14 protein-coding genes are annotated in these 17,802 nt (G+C 34.0%); 2 read left to right on the top strand and 12 right to left on the bottom strand.

Annotation, left to right across the window (positions count from 1 at the left end; all coding sequences use genetic code 11):
* Positions 1 to 33 precede the first annotated feature (33 nt).
* The 7 genes from GXM16_RS10135 to GXM16_RS10165 all read right to left on the bottom strand — a co-directional run bounded on the left by GXM16_RS10135 (position 34) and on the right by GXM16_RS10165 (position 8,766).
* Positions 34 to 777, bottom strand: coding sequence for a rhamnogalacturonan acetylesterase (locus GXM16_RS10135; RefSeq protein ID WP_163394260.1), 744 nt, complete (start codon positions 775 to 777; stop codon positions 34 to 36).
* Positions 778 to 794: 17 nt separating this feature from the next.
* Positions 795 to 2,144 carry a glycoside hydrolase family 28 protein gene (locus GXM16_RS10140; RefSeq protein WP_163394261.1) on the bottom strand — a complete coding sequence of 450 codons (1,350 nt, stop codon included), beginning with the start codon at positions 2,142 to 2,144 and terminating at the stop codon, positions 795 to 797.
* Between the two features lie 78 nt (positions 2,145 to 2,222).
* Complete coding sequence (pelA, locus tag GXM16_RS10145) at positions 2,223 to 3,323, bottom strand: pectate lyase (RefSeq protein ID WP_163394262.1); 1,101 nt, start codon at positions 3,321 to 3,323, stop codon at positions 2,223 to 2,225.
* Between the two features lie 32 nt (positions 3,324 to 3,355).
* Positions 3,356 to 4,987, bottom strand: coding sequence for a glycoside hydrolase family 43 protein (locus tag GXM16_RS10150; RefSeq protein ID WP_163394263.1), 1,632 nt, complete (start codon positions 4,985 to 4,987; stop codon positions 3,356 to 3,358).
* An 18-nt stretch (positions 4,988 to 5,005) separates the two neighbouring features.
* Positions 5,006 to 6,238 carry a glycoside hydrolase family 88/105 protein gene (locus GXM16_RS10155; RefSeq protein ID WP_163394264.1) on the bottom strand — a complete coding sequence of 411 codons (1,233 nt, stop codon included), beginning with the start codon at positions 6,236 to 6,238 and terminating at the stop codon, positions 5,006 to 5,008.
* Positions 6,239 to 6,286: 48 nt separating this feature from the next.
* Entirely contained in the window at positions 6,287 to 7,222 is a 936-nt protein-coding gene (locus GXM16_RS10160; RefSeq protein WP_163394265.1) for an alpha/beta hydrolase, read from the bottom strand.
* Positions 7,223 to 7,326: 104 nt separating this feature from the next.
* Entirely contained in the window at positions 7,327 to 8,766 is a 1,440-nt protein-coding gene (locus tag GXM16_RS10165; protein WP_163394266.1) for a glycoside hydrolase family 28 protein, read from the bottom strand.
* A 283-nt stretch (positions 8,767 to 9,049) separates the two neighbouring features.
* Here GXM16_RS10165 and GXM16_RS10170 point away from each other — a divergent pair, with 283 nt between their 5' ends.
* Together GXM16_RS10170 and GXM16_RS10175 are read left to right on the top strand one after the other, a co-directional pair.
* Positions 9,050 to 10,078: a LacI family DNA-binding transcriptional regulator gene (locus GXM16_RS10170; RefSeq protein ID WP_163394267.1), complete on the top strand. Its 1,029-nt coding sequence runs from the start codon at positions 9,050 to 9,052 to the stop codon at positions 10,076 to 10,078.
* 252 nt (positions 10,079 to 10,330) lie between these two features.
* Positions 10,331 to 11,359, top strand: a complete 1,029-nt coding sequence (locus GXM16_RS10175; RefSeq protein ID WP_163394268.1) for a LacI family DNA-binding transcriptional regulator — start codon at positions 10,331 to 10,333, stop codon at positions 11,357 to 11,359.
* 24 nt (positions 11,360 to 11,383) lie between these two features.
* Here the strand turns inward: GXM16_RS10175 and GXM16_RS10180 are convergent, their stop codons facing one another.
* From GXM16_RS10180 to uxaC, 5 genes are all read right to left on the bottom strand, one after another.
* Positions 11,384 to 12,997 (bottom strand): UxaA family hydrolase, encoded by a 1,614-nt coding sequence (locus tag GXM16_RS10180; protein WP_163394269.1) that lies wholly within the window; start codon positions 12,995 to 12,997, stop codon positions 11,384 to 11,386.
* Positions 12,998 to 13,024: 27 nt separating this feature from the next.
* Positions 13,025 to 14,467, bottom strand: coding sequence for a tagaturonate reductase (locus tag GXM16_RS10185; RefSeq protein WP_163394270.1), 1,443 nt, complete (start codon positions 14,465 to 14,467; stop codon positions 13,025 to 13,027).
* Between the two features lie 210 nt (positions 14,468 to 14,677).
* Positions 14,678 to 15,349, bottom strand: a complete 672-nt coding sequence (locus GXM16_RS10190; RefSeq protein ID WP_163394271.1) for a bifunctional 4-hydroxy-2-oxoglutarate aldolase/2-dehydro-3-deoxy-phosphogluconate aldolase — start codon at positions 15,347 to 15,349, stop codon at positions 14,678 to 14,680.
* Between the two features lie 7 nt (positions 15,350 to 15,356).
* Entirely contained in the window at positions 15,357 to 16,379 is a 1,023-nt protein-coding gene (locus GXM16_RS10195) for a sugar kinase (protein ID WP_163394272.1), read from the bottom strand.
* 13 nt (positions 16,380 to 16,392) lie between these two features.
* Positions 16,393 to 17,799, bottom strand: coding sequence for a glucuronate isomerase (gene uxaC / locus GXM16_RS10200; protein WP_163394273.1), 1,407 nt, complete (start codon positions 17,797 to 17,799; stop codon positions 16,393 to 16,395).
* Positions 17,800 to 17,802 lie beyond the last annotated feature (3 nt).

Raw genomic sequence — 17,802 nt, forward strand, 5'->3', positions numbered from 1 at the left:
GTTTTTAAATTTTCTTAATAGAGTAAGTAGGAGTTATTTAATTCCTTTCTTAAGTTTTTCAACAGAAGGATCTTCCAAAAGCTTTATTTGATTGACTACTATTTGTGCGATTTCTGTTGCGCCTTTTTGTGAAAGATGTGTATCATCATCTTTTGCTTCTTTGTAATACGGATTTTCTCCGGCTTTAAAATGCAAATGCAGTTCTTTTGATTTCTCAGGACCATAAGACTGTTCTAATAGTTCCGTATAATATTCTAAATCGATAAACGGAACTTTGTATTCCTGAGCAACCAGTCTTGTCTCCAAAGGATAATCTCCATGCGTTCCAATTAGCACTCCTTTTTCATTAAAATTTCTTCTTGCAATTGACGTCAATAAAATTGGAATTGCCCCTTTTTCACGGCTTTCTTTAACAAAACGAATTAAATTATGTCTATAGGCTGTATGCGGGTTTGTATAACGCAAAGAATCCATGTTTTTTTGGTCATTATGTCCGAATTCAATAAAAACATAATCGCCCTTTTTAAGCTTTTGATATACGGCATCCCATTGCTTTTCAGCGATAAAACTTCTGGTACTTCTTCCGTTTAAGGCTCTGTTGTCGATAATGACATTATCTTTAAAAAAAGTTTGTAATACCTGACCCCACCCATGTTCCGGATTTTTTTCAGGGTCTTTTTTGTTTGCCATTGTTGAATCTCCAATGGTATAAACGGTCGTTTTTTGTGCAAAGCAAGTAGCTGAAATGAGCCACAGCATTAAAATATAATGTTTCATTTTTATTATTTATTAAACTATTTTGCTGTTGAAGGAACAGTAGCTTTTTCACCAATGAAAACTTCATTCATGATTACATTTTCGGCATTTGTACTTGAAATAGCATTTTTAGCCGATTTGATTTCGATATTATTTAAAGAGATATTTTTGATTTTTTTATCGGCAAATCCCTGGATAACAATTCCTGACGCTGATACTTTGTTACATGTAATATCAGAAAAAGACACATTTGATATTTCAGACTGATATCCTTTACCTTCTCCGTGATAATTGGCTGTAATGTAAAGGCAATCCTCTACTTCGTCTAATTGAATATTTCGGACAAAAACATTTTTTATAAAACCACCTCTGTCGGCGTTAGTTTTTAGATAAATGCCTCTTTTTAGATAACCAACCGTTTGACAGTTTTCAACAAATACATTTTGCACGCCAGCAGACATTTCGCTACCAATAACTACTCCATGAAGACCTTTGAAATTGCAGTTTCTAATAATGATATTTTCACTTGGAGTTGCAGCATTAGCCCTTCCTTCATGATCCCTTCCCGCTTTTATGGCAACGTTGTCATCACCGTTATTGAAAGTTACATTTTCAATCAAAACATTTTTTGCATATTCAGGATCTATACCGTCATTATTATAGTTTAGCGATTTATAACTTATCCCTCTAACAGTTATACTTTCTGATTTTAGTAAATGTAAACACCAAAAAGGAGAATTTTCAATGCGGATATTTTCAACCAAAATATTTTTACAATTAAAAAACTGGATCATTTGTGGACGCAAGAAGTAATCTGTTCCAAACTTTCTGTCTTTTAACGGAACATTCGTATGATTCATTTCACGACTCAACTCTTTTCCTTTTCCTTCTTTTGCTTTAAAAGTTTTCCAGATTTTTCCTCCCTCTCCATCAATTGTCCCTTCTCCGGTTATGGCAATATTTTTACAATCATAGGCATATATTAACGGACTATAGTTGTAAAGCATTGTTCCTTCCCAACTGGTTAGGACCATTGGCAAATAATCTTCCGGCTTATCACTGAATTTAATTCTAGCCCCTTTTTCAATCTTTAAATTGACATTGCTTACAAAATGAATTGGCCCTTTTAAAAGGTAAACTCCTTTTGGAACCACAATAGTTCCTCCACTATTCTTTTTGCACAACGACATCGCTTTGTCAAAAAAAGGTTTGCTATTTGAAACTGAATCACCTTTAGCTCCCAATTTTGCAACATTTACCTGATACGATGGAATTTTAGGCAATTGAATGTTATTTACAATCGAATCTACTTTTGCAGTCGGAAATTTATTTTCCTGAGCGAAAGCAACTGTTGAAAGAAATACTAAGAAAAGAAGTCTAATATTCATGATTTTTATTTTTTATAGTCAAAATCCATATTCATCGTTGAGTGAATATGGAATCCGACTTAAACGATAGTAAAGTGATTACTCCGACTCGGTTTTTTCTAAATTATTCTTTTTTGCCCATTTTTTATATTTTTTGAGAACTTCTTTAGGCTCATTAGAATACCATGAATAACCGTTTCTTCTTTCTTCACTAATGTCCGTTATAAATTTCTTTTTAATTCCGTCACGGTCACAAAAGAAAGGTTCATTCGTATCAAGCTCTGAGAATCTTGGCCAGATTGGTGCTACATCCTCCATCGGATACATTTTTTTACCAATAACTTTTCCGTTTTCATCATAAATACGTTCCTCTTTAAGATTTGTGATTTTTGTTTTTTCAAACCATTCATAAGCACTTTTTACTGCCGTTTTAATTTCCGCTGAAGGATTATCAACCGACATTAATAACAAGACTATTTTTGCAGACTCCTTACCGCTCAATGAAGCTAGTTCATAAGCCCTGGCATTAGCAGGTGCAAAAGTAACTTCATCATGTTGAGCACACCAGACCGTTAAAACACCATTTTGTTTATATTGTGTTTTTAAGATACAATCAATTCCCTTTTCAAAAGCGATTTTGGCTTTATCTATAGTCTCCTTTGAAGGCTTAATGCTATAATACAGTGTTTCGTTTGCTACTTCTCTCAATACATTCAAAACATCCACCATTGAATTATCATTATAAGTGATATGTGTGTAATACCCTTTTTTTAATGGAAAATATTGAGGCCAGCCACCATTAGGATATTGTGCTGAAAGTAAATAATCAATTGCCCTTAAAAATGAATCTTTATATTTTTCGTCTTTTGTCTGTGCATACATTTTTGACACAAAAAGTATTTCCTGCGTCGTGGCCCTGTTGTCAATTGTACAATCTTTTCCAGAAGGCTTTAGTGCTAATAGTTTTGCTTTCTCTTCTTCAGTCACTTCATTCAGCATCGGAATATTTTTAGGCCAGCCACCAATATCCCTTTGGTAAAGCAAGACATTTTCGCCTACTTTTTTACCTTCCTCAGAGCCAAACCAGGCTGAGTAACTTTTGACAATCAAATCCGGCCATTTTTTGGCTTTTTCCTGAGCATTAACGCAAAGACTACTGCTAATTAAAAATAGTAAAGCGGTTTTTTTAAGTTGATTCATTAATTCAGTTTTGTTAATTTTAGTTTATTTAGTTATTTAGTTATTCTAAACCAGTCTATAGCAACGCTTCCCGCATCATTTATAATTCCTTCCCTAAGGGCAAGAAATCCTATTTTAGCCCCAATCCATTTTCCTTCTCTGGCAGTAAAACTATCACCAACAGGACTGAATTTTTCTCCGTCTTCACTATAGAAAAAATTACAGATTCCTCCAGCTTTTACTTTTACCTGCAGGTATAATGTTCTGTCTTTTATTAAAATTCTTTTACTCTCAGCTTCAATTCCTTTTTTGTCTGCTTTTAAAGCCGTTTTTTGCGAAAGAAACAATTTACCATCTTCTTGTTTCAAACATAAAAAACTATAATCCAGTCCCATAATGACCAAGCCCGTATATTCTCCATCGAATCTTGAATTGAATGTAATTTTTGTCGTAGCTGTAAACTGATTTGCAGGTAACTTTTGCAAGAGTAAATTTGGCACATCAAACAGATTATTATAATCTTTAGGAACAGGAATACAATTTAAATTATAATATCCCATTGTTGTAGGCAGACCCCATGTTATCTGAGGATTTGCGTGCCACTGCCATTGAAGTCCTAACTTAGAATGGTTAAATTCATCACTATCAGTCGGAGTTTCAACAGGAAATGTTTTTTTACCTACATTTGGCTTTTTATAAACCATAACTGGTTCACCTATACCGTTTTTATCTTCATCAATTCCAATTACCGGCCAGTCGTTCTGCCACTTCATAGGCTGTAAATGTACTACCCTTCCATAAGCAAATTGATCCTGAAAGTGAATAAACCAGTCTTCACCTGTTTGTGTCTGAACCCATGCTCCCTGATGAGGGCCATTTACAGCTGTTTTTCCCTGATCCATTACTTTTCTTTTTTCATAAGGCCCAAAAACATTCTTAGACCTCATAACCGTTTGCCAGCCGGTCGCTACACCCCCGGCCGGAGCAAAAATATAATAATAACCGTTACGTTTGTAGAATTTAGGCCCCTCAATAGTAGCTTCATCTGTATGACCGTCAATAACCATAACATCATCGTTATTTGCAGACAAGCCATCCGGATTCATTGAACAAACTATCAAAACACTCTTAACTCCTGCACGGCTGCCAGCAAAAGCATAACCAAGATATGCCTTCCCATCATCATCCCATAATGGCGTAGGATCAATCAATCCTTTTCCTTCTTTTACCATAACCGGCTCTGACCATGGCCCTTCAGCCTTTTTTGCCTTTACAACATAAATCCCAAAATCGGGGTCTGGGTAATAAATGTAAAATTCATTGTTATGAAAACGAATACAGGGAGCCCAGACACCATTTCCGTGCTGAACTTTATTGTACACTTCTAAAGGTTTTTGTTTCGAAAGTGCATACCCTATTAATTTCCAGTTTACCAAATCTTTTGAATGAAGAATCGGCAGTCCCGGAATACAATTGAATGATGAAGCTGTCATATAGTAGTCATTTCCAACCCTGATAGCATCCGGATCTGAATAATCTGCATACAAAATAGGGTTTTTATACGTTCCGTCTCCCTGATCTGCAACCCAGACATTCGAATAATTCTTTTCATTCTTTTCCTGCCCTGTTAAGATTTGTATTGCTGTAAAAGCCAGCAAAAATATTGTTATTTTTATAAATTTCATTTGAAAGGTATCCTGCTTTTATCTGTTTAATTCCAATGCAGCTAATATAAATGGCCCTGTCGCCTTAGGATCATTGTCTTTCTTTTTTTCATTCACATAATATTCATACGAACCATCTCTGTATGGATTTCCTCCAAGTCCGGCTACCTGACAAGCCTGAGTTAAGGTAATACTTCCATCAGCATCAACTTTCATCAATTGAGTTGTCAATCCGTCAAAGGCTTTGTTTGCTATTTTTTTGAATTTTGAAGGCAAATAACCTTTGTTTACGCCTTTTGCAAATGCATAAGCAAACATTGAAGAACCGGAAGCTTCTAGATAATTCCCTTCTTTACCCATTTTATCTGTTACCTGATACCATAAACCGGATTTATCCTGATACTTTGCTAAACTTTCCGAAACATTGTTCAGATAACCAACCAGTTCTTTTTGTTTTGGATGATCTTTCGGGAAATAATCCAAAGCGTCAACCAAAGCCATTACATACCAGCCTAAAGCTCTTGACCAGAAGTTTGGTGAATTTCCGGTTTCTTTATTTGCCCATGGCATTTGCTTGCTTTCATCCCAACCATGATATAACAAGCCTGTTACAGGATCTGTAGCATGTAATTGAATTTGTTCAAATTGATGAGCAACATCATCCAGATTTTTTCCATTTTCGAAAGTTACTGTATATTGGGCATAGTATGGTTCTCCCATATACAAACCGTCTAGCCACATTTGGTTTGGATAAATTTTCTTATGCCAAAAACCGCCAGATTGTGTTCTTGGCTGCTCAGTTAATTGCTGACGCAACAATTGCATTGCTTTTAAATATTTATCATCTTTTGTTTTGTCATAAGCATTAAAAAGCAAACGGCCAGCCACAATCATATCGATATTATGTTTTTGTATTTCATATGTTTTGATTGTACCGTCATTTTGAATTAAAGCATCCAAATAACCCTGCACATAAGCTGCATATCTTGTATCAGGATTTTTTTTATTCAATTGTTCGAATGAATACAAAACAAGACCATGAACATAATCCCATTTTGGAGCTTTAGAGTCATCAATCTGCCAGGATTCCGGATGGCGTTTCATCAGGGTTAAAGCCATTTTATCAGACCACTTTAAGTCTTTTGAAATTATATTTTGATTCTGTGAATCACTAGTTTTCAAAGCTTCCGGAGACGCAGTTTTGCAACTAAAAAATGTAAATAAAACAAATAGTGTTGCAACTTTTAAAGTGTTTAGCGTGTTGTTTAACATAGTAATTTATTTTGACTTTATTGAAATTTTATTTAGGATTATTATAGTCTATTTGAAAATCTTATCCAAAAATCTGGTTGTATGGCTGATCACTTCATCAAACCAGGGATTAAAAAACCAAAATGAATGAGGAGAATCGTTAATGGTGTACACGACATTATAAATATGATTTTGATTTAAAATGTTAATCATATCATCTCTTCCTGCATGAAATCGGGGAATACTGCTATTTATAAATAATATTGGTGGTGTGTTTTTGCTAGTATGTGTTAAAGGAGAAGCATTTTTCCAATTTTCAGGATTCTCAGCAACAGTTCCTTTTAGCCAAAAAGCTGCCATTTCGCCTTCAGAAGATTCAGGATGTTTAAAAGCCAAAACTCCGTCTATATCAATAATTGCATCTACTTTTGATGAAGATTTGCTCTTATTCTGAGCATCATCAAAAGTTGAATTCCCGTTTGTAGTACCAATTAAAGCAGCCATCTGACCACCTGAAGAGCATCCTAAAACAGCAATTTTATCTGGATCTACATTGAATTTTAAGGCATTATCTTTTATAAACCTAATCGCATTTTTAACATCATAAATCCCATCAGGATATTTTGCTTCGAGAGACAATCTGTATTCTATTGCAAAACATGAATACCCTTTTGAGGCAATTTGCTGTGCCATTGCTTTCATCTGACTCTTATTGCCTGATCTCCAGCCTCCGCCATGAATCATGATTACAGCAGGGTTTCTTTTTTTTACGGTACTAAAACAGGCATCCAAATGTAACGCTCTATTTTTATTCTGGTAAACAACATCATTAATTTCTGCGACATTTTTGTTTTTTATTTCTTCAGCAAACTTTATAAAAGGATATTTTTTTATCAGCTTGGTGTAAGTTTTTTTTATAGTATATGAAGAATCAATGCTGTAAGTACTTTGTGCACAAATAGCATTTGATAAAAAAATCAGTACAACTAAAAAGATATTTTTCATAGATAACAAAACCTAAATTTAGTTAAGAAAGGAGTTCGGCAAAATACCAAACTCCTTTTTAAACTAACTCAAAGAATAAATATTTTTAACAGAAATTAACTTGCTTATTTTTTAATTGATTTTACTTTTTTGTCATTTATATAGGTATTAATAAAATTAAAATTCCTAATATTTTTCAATAAGTAAAGTGAGTCTGCTTTTTCGATAACTACATTTTTAAGCGTAATATTTTCCACCGGAGATTCTTTATATCCTTCAGCCCAGACACCATATTTACCTGCTTTTTTCACTTTTACATTCTCTAAACTTACATTTTTAATAACAGGAATAAAGTTTCCTGTTTGGGAACCATATACATTATAAAACATATTTAATTTCAAGACACATTCTTTAACAGTTCCTACTTCCAGATTTCTCACATAAACATTTTCAATAACTCCACCCCGTTTAGAATTTGTTTTGATACGAATTGCCCTGTCTAAATTGGGGCTATCCATAACACAATTCTCAACAAAAACATTATTTACACCTGCGGATATCTCACTTCCAATTACAACACCTCCATGACCATCTATCATTTTACAGTTTTGTACAATTATATTTTTACTTGGTATTGCTACCCTTCTTCCATCTGCATCTCTTCCCGCTTTTATGGCAATGCAATCATCTCCTGTATTAAATACACAATTTTTAATTATTATGTTTTGTGAATATTCAGGATCACACCCATCGTTATTTGGACCATGACTATCTACTGTAACCCCGTCTACAATAATGTTATTAGATTTTATTGGATGCAAGATCCAGAAAGGAGCGTTGATTATCGTAATATCTTTTATCAAAACAGTATTGCATTCGAAGAATTCAATAAAATTAGGTCTCAGATAACGTCCTTCACCGAAGATTCTTTTTGAAACCGGCACACCTTTTTCAGCCATGTCAACCAAAACCTCACGATTAGCCGGGTCATTTTGTGAAGGAATACCTTTTTCCCAGCCATAACTTTTACCACCAGACCAGACCCACCAGTTAGTATTATTTGCCTGACCGTTTAAAATGCCTTTACCAGTTATGGCCACATTTGTCTTATTTTTAGCGTAAATAAGAGGTGAGTAATTCATTAGTTCTGTTCCTTCAAAAGAAGTATGAACTATTGGGTAGTCTTTCGGATTGACACTAAACAAAATTTCTGCATTATCTTCTAAGTGCAAATTCACATTATTCTCTAAATGTATCGGCCCGGTCAAGTATTTTCCATGCGGAACAACCACCCGTCCTCCTCCGTTAGCAGTACAAGCTTTTACTGCCTTTTCAAAAGCAATTGTATTAAATGTCGCACCATCTCCAACTGCACCAAAATCTTTTATATTATAATCTTTTTTTAAAAAAATTACCTGAGGGATGCTTTTAATAACCAAATCCATTTTCTTCCATGGATTATCTACTGCCTTTTCAGAGATTTTACTGCCACAAGACATAAAAATCATAGGATAAGCCACAATTAAAAATGCTATATTCCTCTTCCAAGTCTTATATGCAATCATTTTATAGTATTTCAATTTAAAAATTAAGATTTGTTAACTATGTAATCGATTACACGAAAGTAAAAAAATAGAATCAAAACAACAAATTAATTTTTAAAAAAATAATATATTTATTTTTAATTACAACATTAATTACACTTACTATAAAAAAAGACACAATTTTTTATTATTGCTATATTTTATTTTACATAAAAAAGAATTGTTGGTAATCGATAACAATTTATATTGCTGTATGTAAAAAAAATGTATTTTTGTGTTAAAATAATCAAAATGTAACTTTTGAATGAGCGAAAAAATAACCATTTATGATATTGCAAAAAAACTAAATATCACTGCTGCTACGGTGTCGAGAGCATTGAATAACAATCCAAAAATAAAAGATAGCACGAAGCAATTGGTTCTTGAGACAGCTGCATCAATGAACTATAAACAAAATAAGTTAGCTCTGGCTTTAAAAAGCGGGAGAAGTAACAATATTGGAGTTATTGTCCCCCGCATTGACAGCAATTTTTTCGCATCTGTAATCAGAGGGATTGAAGAAGAACTTTATCCACACGGCTATCAGGTTATAATTTGCCAGACTCATGAAAATCCGAAAAGGGAAAACGAAAATCTTTACACACTAATAGATGCCCAGGTTGATGGTATTTTAATGTCAGTTACGGACGTTACTAATGAAAATGATAGTGCCTTTCGAAATGTATTAGAAAAGAATGTACCATTGATTTTCTTTGACAGAAGCAAACATATAGATGGTGTGAGCTCAGTAACTATCAACGACTTTAAAGGAGGCTATATAACCACAAAACAATTAATTAATCAGGGGTGCAAGTATATCGCACATTTATCAGGAGATCAGTCATTAGAAATTTTCAAAAACAGATTCTTAGGATACAAACAGGCTTTACTGGATAATGGGATTGAATTTAGCGAAAAATATGTCATTCAGTCCAAAAGTAGTGTCGAGGCAGGAAAAAATGCAATTAATATCCTGTTAGAACTTGAAACACCACCGGATGCTATATTCTCTTCAAGTGATTTTGCCGCTTTAGGAGCCATTCAGGAATTAAGAGACAGAAAAATTAATATTCCTCAAGAGTTCTGTGTTGCCGGTTTTAGTAACGAGCCTTTTACTAAGTTCATGGAGCTATCTATAACTTCTGTTGATCAGTCCCCTCTTGAAATGGGAAGAATGTCAGCTCGTGTCTTCTTAGAACAAGTTGGCAAAACAGATACTATTAAAATCGAAAAAAAGGTAGTATTAGCACCCGAATTACATATTCGTAAATCTACGTCCAGAATAAATTCGTAATTAGTTTAAGAATCTATCCTCTATATAAATCGTGCTTTTTTAATTCAAGTACTTATTTATTTTCTAATTGAAGTTTTATCATATATTTTCAATAAAACAATTACATTAATTTCAAAATAAAACACCACGCACTTGTTTTTAAATGCTTTTATAGCCAATATAATAAGGTTTTAACAATCGATAACATTTTATATTGGATTATTCAAAAAAAGGGTACTTTTGTGCTGAATAAATAAAAGAATATTTTTTTGAATGAGCGAAAAAACCACTATTTATGATATTGCCAAGAGACTAAACATTACTGCTGCTACTGTCTCAAGAGCTTTAAATAACAGCCCAAAAATAAAAAAAAGCACCCGTGAATTAGTTCAGGAAACAGCGGATTTAATGGGTTACAAACCAAACAAATTAGCTTTGGCATTAAAAAGCGGAAAAAGTAATAATTTAGGTATCATAGTTCCTCGTGTTGACAATAATTTTTTTGGAACCGTAATTAGAGGTATTGAAGAAGAGCTGTATCCTCACGGCTATCATGTTATTATTTCGCAGACTCATGATAATCCCAAAAGAGAAAATGAAAATCTGTATGCCTTAATTGACGCTCAGGTAGACGGTATTCTAATGTCAGTCACAGATGTTACTGATGAAAATCATGATGCCTTTCAAAACGTGCTGCAAAAAAATGTACCGTTGATTTTCTTTGACAGAACCAGACATATTGACGGAGTGAGTTCTGTAACTATTAATGACTTCAAGGGTGGATATCTTACTACAAAACACTTAATTAATGAAGGCTGTAGACATATCGCTCATTTATCCAGAGACCAATCTCTTGATATTTTTAAAAATAGGTTTTTAGGCTATAAACAAGCATTACTGGACAGCGGAATACCTTTTAAGGAAGAATATGTTATTCCTATTAAGAGTACCGTAGAATCTGGAAAAGAAGCTGTAGACATCCTGTTACGGCTTGAAACACCTCCAGACGCTATATTTTCTTCTAGTGATTTTGCTGCTTTAGGGGCTATTGAGGAATTAAAAGAAAGAAACATCGATATTCCTAACGAATTTTGTGTAGCCGGATTTAGTAATGAACCTTTTACTAAATTCATGGAACTCTCCATAACTTCAGTAGACCAATCCCCACTTGAAATGGGAAGAATGGCAGCACGTGTTTTCTTAGAACAAATAGATAAAACTGACACCACTAGAATTGAAAAAAAGGTAGTTCTCGCTCCGGAATTACATATTCGTAAATCTTCCTCAAGAACTACCTTTTAATAGGTTTTTATTTAAGAGCTTAAATTAAAGCGAAACTCCTCTTTTCCAAGGAATAAACACATCTTGTTTGAGCTGATCTGCTTTTGTTTCAACGTTTCCGCTCGCCAATTCTATAATATAATCTACGAGTTCTTCTCCAACTTCGGTGATGTTTTTTTCACCAGTGATTACAGTTCCGGCATTGAAATCGATAATATCAGACATTCTATTGGTTAATGCTGTGTTTGAAGCAATTTTAACAACAGGTGCAACCGGATTTCCCATCGGATTTCCTAAACCTGTTGTAAACAAAACAACAGTTGCGCCGGATCCAACCAACCCTGTGGTACATTCGGCGTCATTTCCTGGCGTATTTAGAAGATTTAAACCCGGTTGAGAAATATATTCACCGTAATCCAAAACATCTACAATAGGTGCAGTTCCACCTTTTTTAGATGCACCAGCAGATTTCATTGCGTCGGTAATTAATCCGTCTTTAATATTTCCTGGAGATGGGTTCATATCAAACCCTGAACCTGCATCTACAACTGATTTTTCAAAAGCTTTCATCAAAGATAAAAACTTGTCTGCTTTTTCTTCGTTCACACATCGGTTCATCAATTCCTGCTCAACGCCACACAATTCCGGAAACTCTGCCAAAATAGATTTCGCTCCCAAAGCTGCGAAAATATCTGAAACAACTCCCAATACCGGATTTGCCGATATTCCTGAAAATCCGTCAGATCCACCACATTCCAAACCAATACTTAGTTTTGAAATAGGAGCAGGTTTACGTTCAATTTTATTGGCTCTTTTAATGGCTTCATAAGAATCTTTAATCACCATTTGGAACATTTGATCGGTAGTTCCAATTTGCTGCTGCTCATAGATCAAAATTTCTTTATCACAATTTGGGCTCATTGCTTTTAATGCATTTTTGAAAATATCTACCTGCAAATTTTGGCAGCCTAAACTTAAAATAGTTGCACCGGCAACATTTGGATTGTTCACATATCCTGCAAGCAGTTTTGCCAACAATTCCGAATCTTGTCTAATTCCACCACAACCACCCTGATGATTGATGAATTTTACTTCAATATTATCTAAAAGATTTTCATTTGAATTTCTCTCAGCAACTTCCTCTACACTTTTTTCTTCAATTAAAGAACGTAACAAGTTTTTATAAGAAACTTCTTTTTTCGGTAGTAATTCGTTTTCGAAAATATCTTTCAGTTTTTCGATATTTTTATTTTCACAAAAAACCAATGGAATAAATAACCAAACATTTTTGGTTCCAACTTGTCCATCTGTACGGTGATATCCGTTGAAAGTTTTATCTTTCCAACGATCTACATTTGGTGGAGTCCAGCCTAAACTTCCATTTTTACCAAAAACTTTTTCGCTTTCATGTTTTACATTTTCGGTGGTAATTACTTCTCCTTTTTTTATAGGTTTTACAGCTTTCCCTACCAAAACTCCATACATTATGATCTCATCACCAATTGCAAAATCCTTCTCTGTGATTTTATGTTTTGCTTTAACATCAGTTGTTGGTGAGACTGTAGTTCCTTCAAATGCAATTTGTTCGTTTTGTACCAAATCGGTTAAAGCAACAATTACGTTATCTGCTGGGTTTACTTTTATTAATTTTTTTTGCATGATATTGTTTTTTTTGAAAATTCTAAATTAGAACTGTTTACTGAAATTTTCGAAACCTTTCTCTATCCCATTAGTTTCAATTTCATTCAAAGCTACCACTAAAGCTTCTGATAAACCGTTAATTTTTGTTAAATCTTCTCCCCAGAAATCTGTGTTAGACAATGCTTTAGCAACAACTAAGTCTAAAGATCCTAATTGCCAAATATTTTTAAATGCTTCAACTAATTCAGGAGTATCTTTTACCGGTAACACTTCGTTATTCCATGTTCCTTTGTAAAATTGAATTAAAGAAGCTAATGAAAAAGTCAAACTTACAGGCAGTTTTTTGTTTGTATTGTAATATCCTAATAAACTTGGTAAAACTCTTACTTTGAATTTTGAGATAGAATTTAAAGCAATATCAGCAAGTGCATGCTTGATAAATGGATTTTTAAAACGATCCATTACCTCTTCAGAATAGGCAGCGATTTCATTTTTATCCATCGCAAGGGTTTCGCTGATTTCACTGATAACATTGTCTACAAATTTCCCGGTAAAATCTCCATTAACAGTTTCCATTACTAATTTGTTACCATACAAAAGAGATGTAGGAACCATTGCTGTATGTGCACCGTTCAAAATACGAACTTTAATCATTTTGAATGGACGAATATCATCAACAATCTTCACATTCAGGTCTGTCTTATGGAAAGGCAGTTTTTGTTTTAAATCTTCTCCACCTTCAATAGCCCAAAGGAAGAATGGTTCAGCAGCAACAATTAAATTATCCTGATAATCTAATTTACTGTTATAATCTTCAATTTCAGCTCTTGGATATCCAGGAACAATTCTGTCAACCAAAGTACTGTGGTACGTACACGCTTCAGTTAACCATGATTTAAATGAATCCTCTAACTTCCATAAATCGGCATATTGCAAAATATATTTTTTTAGAGTCTCAGAGTTATAATCAATCAATTCACAAGGAATAATAGTCACTCCTTTAGAGGCATCTCCATTAAAATGTTTGAATCTTTCGTATAACAAGACAGTTAGCTTTGCAGGGAATGCTGCTGGCGGCTGCATATCCGGAGTATCAGTATCAAGAAATTCAATTCCGGCTTCAGTCGTATTTGAAACAATAAACTGAAGTTCTTCTTCTTTGGCTAATGCTAAATAATCTGCAAATTCAGTATAAGGATTTATAGCTTTTACAATATTGTCAATTAATTGAATATCTTGTATTTTTTCTCCTTTTTTAATCCCGTTCATAAACAAAGTGTAAAGACCATCCTGGTCATTAATCATGTTTACCATACCATCTTTTAATGGCTGAACAATTGCAATACCGGCATTAAAATCAACCTCTTTATTTAGCTTATGAAAAGCATAATCAACAAATGCTCTAAGGAAATTACCTTCACCAAACTGAACTACTTTAATAGGTTTTAATTTCTCTAAACCTGTATTTACTCTATTTAATTTTTTCATTTTAATCTTCTCTAAAAGTGTTATGAACAACCTCATTAATCCCTTACTTGTTTCAATTATTGTAAAAGAAACATTACACTTGTAAATATTAAAATAAAGTTTGCTGTGAGGAGTGACAAGCTTTATTTTTCAAGCGTAATGTTCAATTACAACCTTTAAAACTCTAAAAAAAACTGCTTTACAATAAGGAACAACTAAATTATTCCTTATTTATTTTTTTCTAATATCTTTTATGATGTTTAAAACATCACTTACCTTATTTTTCAATCCTTCAAAATCTTGTTTGTCAAGTAAATCTTTCGAAATCAATTGTGAACCAAGACCAACACAGGTAGCACCTGCATTTAACCATGAAGACAAACTTTCAACAGTTGGATAAACACCTCCTGTAGGCATAATTGTAGTCCACGGGCAAGGTCCTTTTATTGCTTTAATAAATTCTGGTCCATAAGTATCTGCAGGAAATAATTTCACAACTTCACAGCCTAATTCTTCAGCTCTTGCAATTTCTGAAAGCGTTCCACAACCAGGCGACCATAAAACTTTTCTACGATTACATGCTATTGCAATATCTTCTCTAAATACCGGAGTTACGATAAAATTAGCACCAAGCTGCATGTATAAAGAAGCTGCTGCTGCATCAGTAACAGAACCAACACCTAACATCATTCCAGGCAATTCAGCCAATGCATATTTATTTAATGCTCCAAAAACCTCAAAAGCAAAATCACCTCTGCTTGTAAATTCCATTAATCTGGAACCTCCGTCATAGCATGCTTTTAATACTTTTTTACTGATTTCAATATCCGAATGAAAAAACAATGGAACCATTCCGTTGTCTTTCATCGTCTGAGCTACTTCAATTCTTGAATACTTTGCCATACTTTATTTATCTTGATACTAATCCGGCAGAGTTTCCTCCAGCCATGTTTTCAACTTCTTTTAATGTAACTAAATTATAATCTCCGGCAATAGTATGTTTCAAGCAACAAGCTGCTACTGCAAAATCTAATGCCTTTTGTTTATCTTCTTTGTATTCAACTAATCCGTAAATTAATCCTCCCATAAAAGCGTCACCACTACCTACTCTGTCGATTACTGGCGTTACTTCCTGCACAGCGGCATTAAAAATAGTTTTTCCGTCAAATAAAACCCCGCCAATTCTTTGATGCGAAGCACTAACAGAATAACGCAGTGTAGTCGCAACAGTTTTTAAGTTTGGACAAAGCTCATATAACTTAGAATACAAAGCCGGTAATGATTTTTCATCCTGATAATTTGGATTTACTTTAGGAATTCCCAACATAAAATATGCAGTATCAATATCTCCTAAAATAACGTGACTGTATTTTAATAATTCCGGCATAACCTCACTTGGAGCTTTTCCATATTGCCATAGCTTTGATCTGTAATTCAAATCACAAGAAATAGTTAGTCCTAATTCGTGTGCAATCTGAACGGCTTCCAGGCAAGCTTCTGCCGCACTTTGGGAAATTGCAGCTGAAATTCCGCTAAAATGAAACCATGTAGCTCCTTCCAGTACTTTTTTCCAGTCAATATCTCCTTTTTGAATAGTAGCCATCGAGCTGTGTGCGCGATCGTAAACAACATTACTTCCTCTGGTTCCCGCTCCGGTTTCTAAATAATAAGTTCCTAAACGTTCACCGCCGTAAACAATACTTTTAGACTCAACATTCATTTTACGCATTTCCTGCACTGCACAGTAACCGATTTCATTTTCAGGTAATCTGGTAACAAACTCAGCATTAATGCCGTAATTAGCCAAAGAAACACAAACGTTAAATTCACCTCCGCCATAAGACGCTGTAAATGCTTTAGCCTGAGAAAAACGCAAATGTCTTTCTGTTGAAAAACGCAACATTATTTCGCCGAATGCAACTACTTTACTCATTATCAATATTTAATTAAAATTTAAAATATTCTTTTGCATTATTGTATGAAATATTAGAAACCATTTTCCCGATCCATTCCATATCGGCAGGAAGTTCACCTCTTTGGATTTCATCTCCTAAAAGATTACAAAGAATACGTCTGAAATATTCGTGTCTTGGGAAAGACAAGAAACTTCTTGAATCAGTCAACATTCCAACAAAACAGCTAATTAAACTCATGTTTGACAAGGCATTTAATTGTTTTGTCATTCCGTCTTTCTGATCTAAGAACCACCATCCTGATCCAAACTGTACTTTTCCTCTTACGCTTCCGTCATTAAAGTTACCAATCATGGTAGCCATCACTTCGTTATCAGCAGGATTTAAGTTATAAATAATTGTTTTTGTTAATTTATCTTTACTGTCTAATCCATTTAAGAAAGCAGATAATTTTTGAGCTTGTGGATAATCACCAATAGAATCCCAGCCAGTATCCGGCCCTAAAATTCTGTGCATACGGGCATTGTTATTACGCAAAGCACCTAAGTGGAATTGCTGAACCCATCCAAACTCATGATATGTTTCTGACAGGAAAACCAAAATAGCACTCTGGAATTTCAAAGCTTCTTCCGGAGACAGTTCGCCGTTTTCTCTTTTCTTTTTGAAAATTGCACTTACTTCAGACTCTGTATAGTTTTCAAAATAAATCTGATCTAAACCGTGATCACTTAATTTACATCCGTTTGCATTAAAAAATTCAATTCTTTTTCTTAATGCTGAAAGCAAATCCGCGTAAGTATTGATTGCTACTCCGGACACATCCCCCAATGTGTCCAGATAAGCATTGTAACCATCATTTGAAATCAAAATAGCTTTATCAGGCCTGAAAGCCGTACTCATTTTAGTTTCAAAAGGATTACTATTTAATTTTTGATGAAACTCCAAAGTATCAATCGGATCTTCAGTAGTACAAACCAATTCTGCATTTACTTTTTTAAGCAAGTTGCGTGTACTGTATTCTGCTGAGTTTACTTTTGCAGAAGCTTCTTCATATATTCTTTCAGCTGATTTTTCATTAAGCAAATCGTAAATATCAAAATAGCGGGCTAATTCTAAATGCGTCCAGTGATACAATGGATTACGCATTGTATACGGAACTGTTTTTGCCCAGTTTAGAAATTTATCTTTATCAGAACCATTACCCGTAACAAACTGTTCATTAATCCCTAATGTACGCATTGCACGCCATTTGTAGTGATCTCCGTTAATCCACACATTTGTGATATTGTCGAAAATTTTATCTTCTGCAATAAACTGTGGATTCAAGTGATTGTGGTAATCGATGATAGGCTGATTTTTTGAGTAGTTATGATACAACTCTTCAGCGTATTTATTTTCAAGTAAAAAGTTATCGTTTATGAATGTTTTATTAGAACTCATGTC

The sequence above is a fragment of the Flavobacterium limi genome, assembly GCF_010645075.1.
Classification (GTDB): domain Bacteria; phylum Bacteroidota; class Bacteroidia; order Flavobacteriales; family Flavobacteriaceae; genus Flavobacterium; species Flavobacterium limi.

Coding starts and splice junctions, on each gene's coding strand:
- GXM16_RS10135 (WP_163394260.1), bottom strand. CDS start 777: ATGAAACATTATATTTTAATGCTGTGGCTCATTTCAGCTACTTGCTTT.
- GXM16_RS10140 (WP_163394261.1), bottom strand. CDS start 2,144: ATGAATATTAGACTTCTTTTCTTAGTATTTCTTTCAACAGTTGCTTTC.
- pelA (WP_163394262.1), bottom strand. CDS start 3,323: ATGAATCAACTTAAAAAAACCGCTTTACTATTTTTAATTAGCAGTAGT.
- GXM16_RS10150 (WP_163394263.1), bottom strand. CDS start 4,987: ATGAAATTTATAAAAATAACAATATTTTTGCTGGCTTTTACAGCAATA.
- GXM16_RS10155 (WP_163394264.1), bottom strand. CDS start 6,238: ATGTTAAACAACACGCTAAACACTTTAAAAGTTGCAACACTATTTGTT.
- GXM16_RS10160 (WP_163394265.1), bottom strand. CDS start 7,222: ATGAAAAATATCTTTTTAGTTGTACTGATTTTTTTATCAAATGCTATT.
- GXM16_RS10165 (WP_163394266.1), bottom strand. CDS start 8,766: ATGATTGCATATAAGACTTGGAAGAGGAATATAGCATTTTTAATTGTG.
- GXM16_RS10170 (WP_163394267.1), top strand. CDS start 9,050: ATGAGCGAAAAAATAACCATTTATGATATTGCAAAAAAACTAAATATC.
- GXM16_RS10175 (WP_163394268.1), top strand. CDS start 10,331: ATGAGCGAAAAAACCACTATTTATGATATTGCCAAGAGACTAAACATT.
- GXM16_RS10180 (WP_163394269.1), bottom strand. CDS start 12,997: ATGCAAAAAAAATTAATAAAAGTAAACCCAGCAGATAACGTAATTGTT.
- GXM16_RS10185 (WP_163394270.1), bottom strand. CDS start 14,467: ATGAAAAAATTAAATAGAGTAAATACAGGTTTAGAGAAATTAAAACCT.
- GXM16_RS10190 (WP_163394271.1), bottom strand. CDS start 15,349: ATGGCAAAGTATTCAAGAATTGAAGTAGCTCAGACGATGAAAGACAAC.
- GXM16_RS10195 (WP_163394272.1), bottom strand. CDS start 16,379: ATGAGTAAAGTAGTTGCATTCGGCGAAATAATGTTGCGTTTTTCAACA.
- uxaC (WP_163394273.1), bottom strand. CDS start 17,799: ATGAGTTCTAATAAAACATTCATAAACGATAACTTTTTACTTGAAAAT.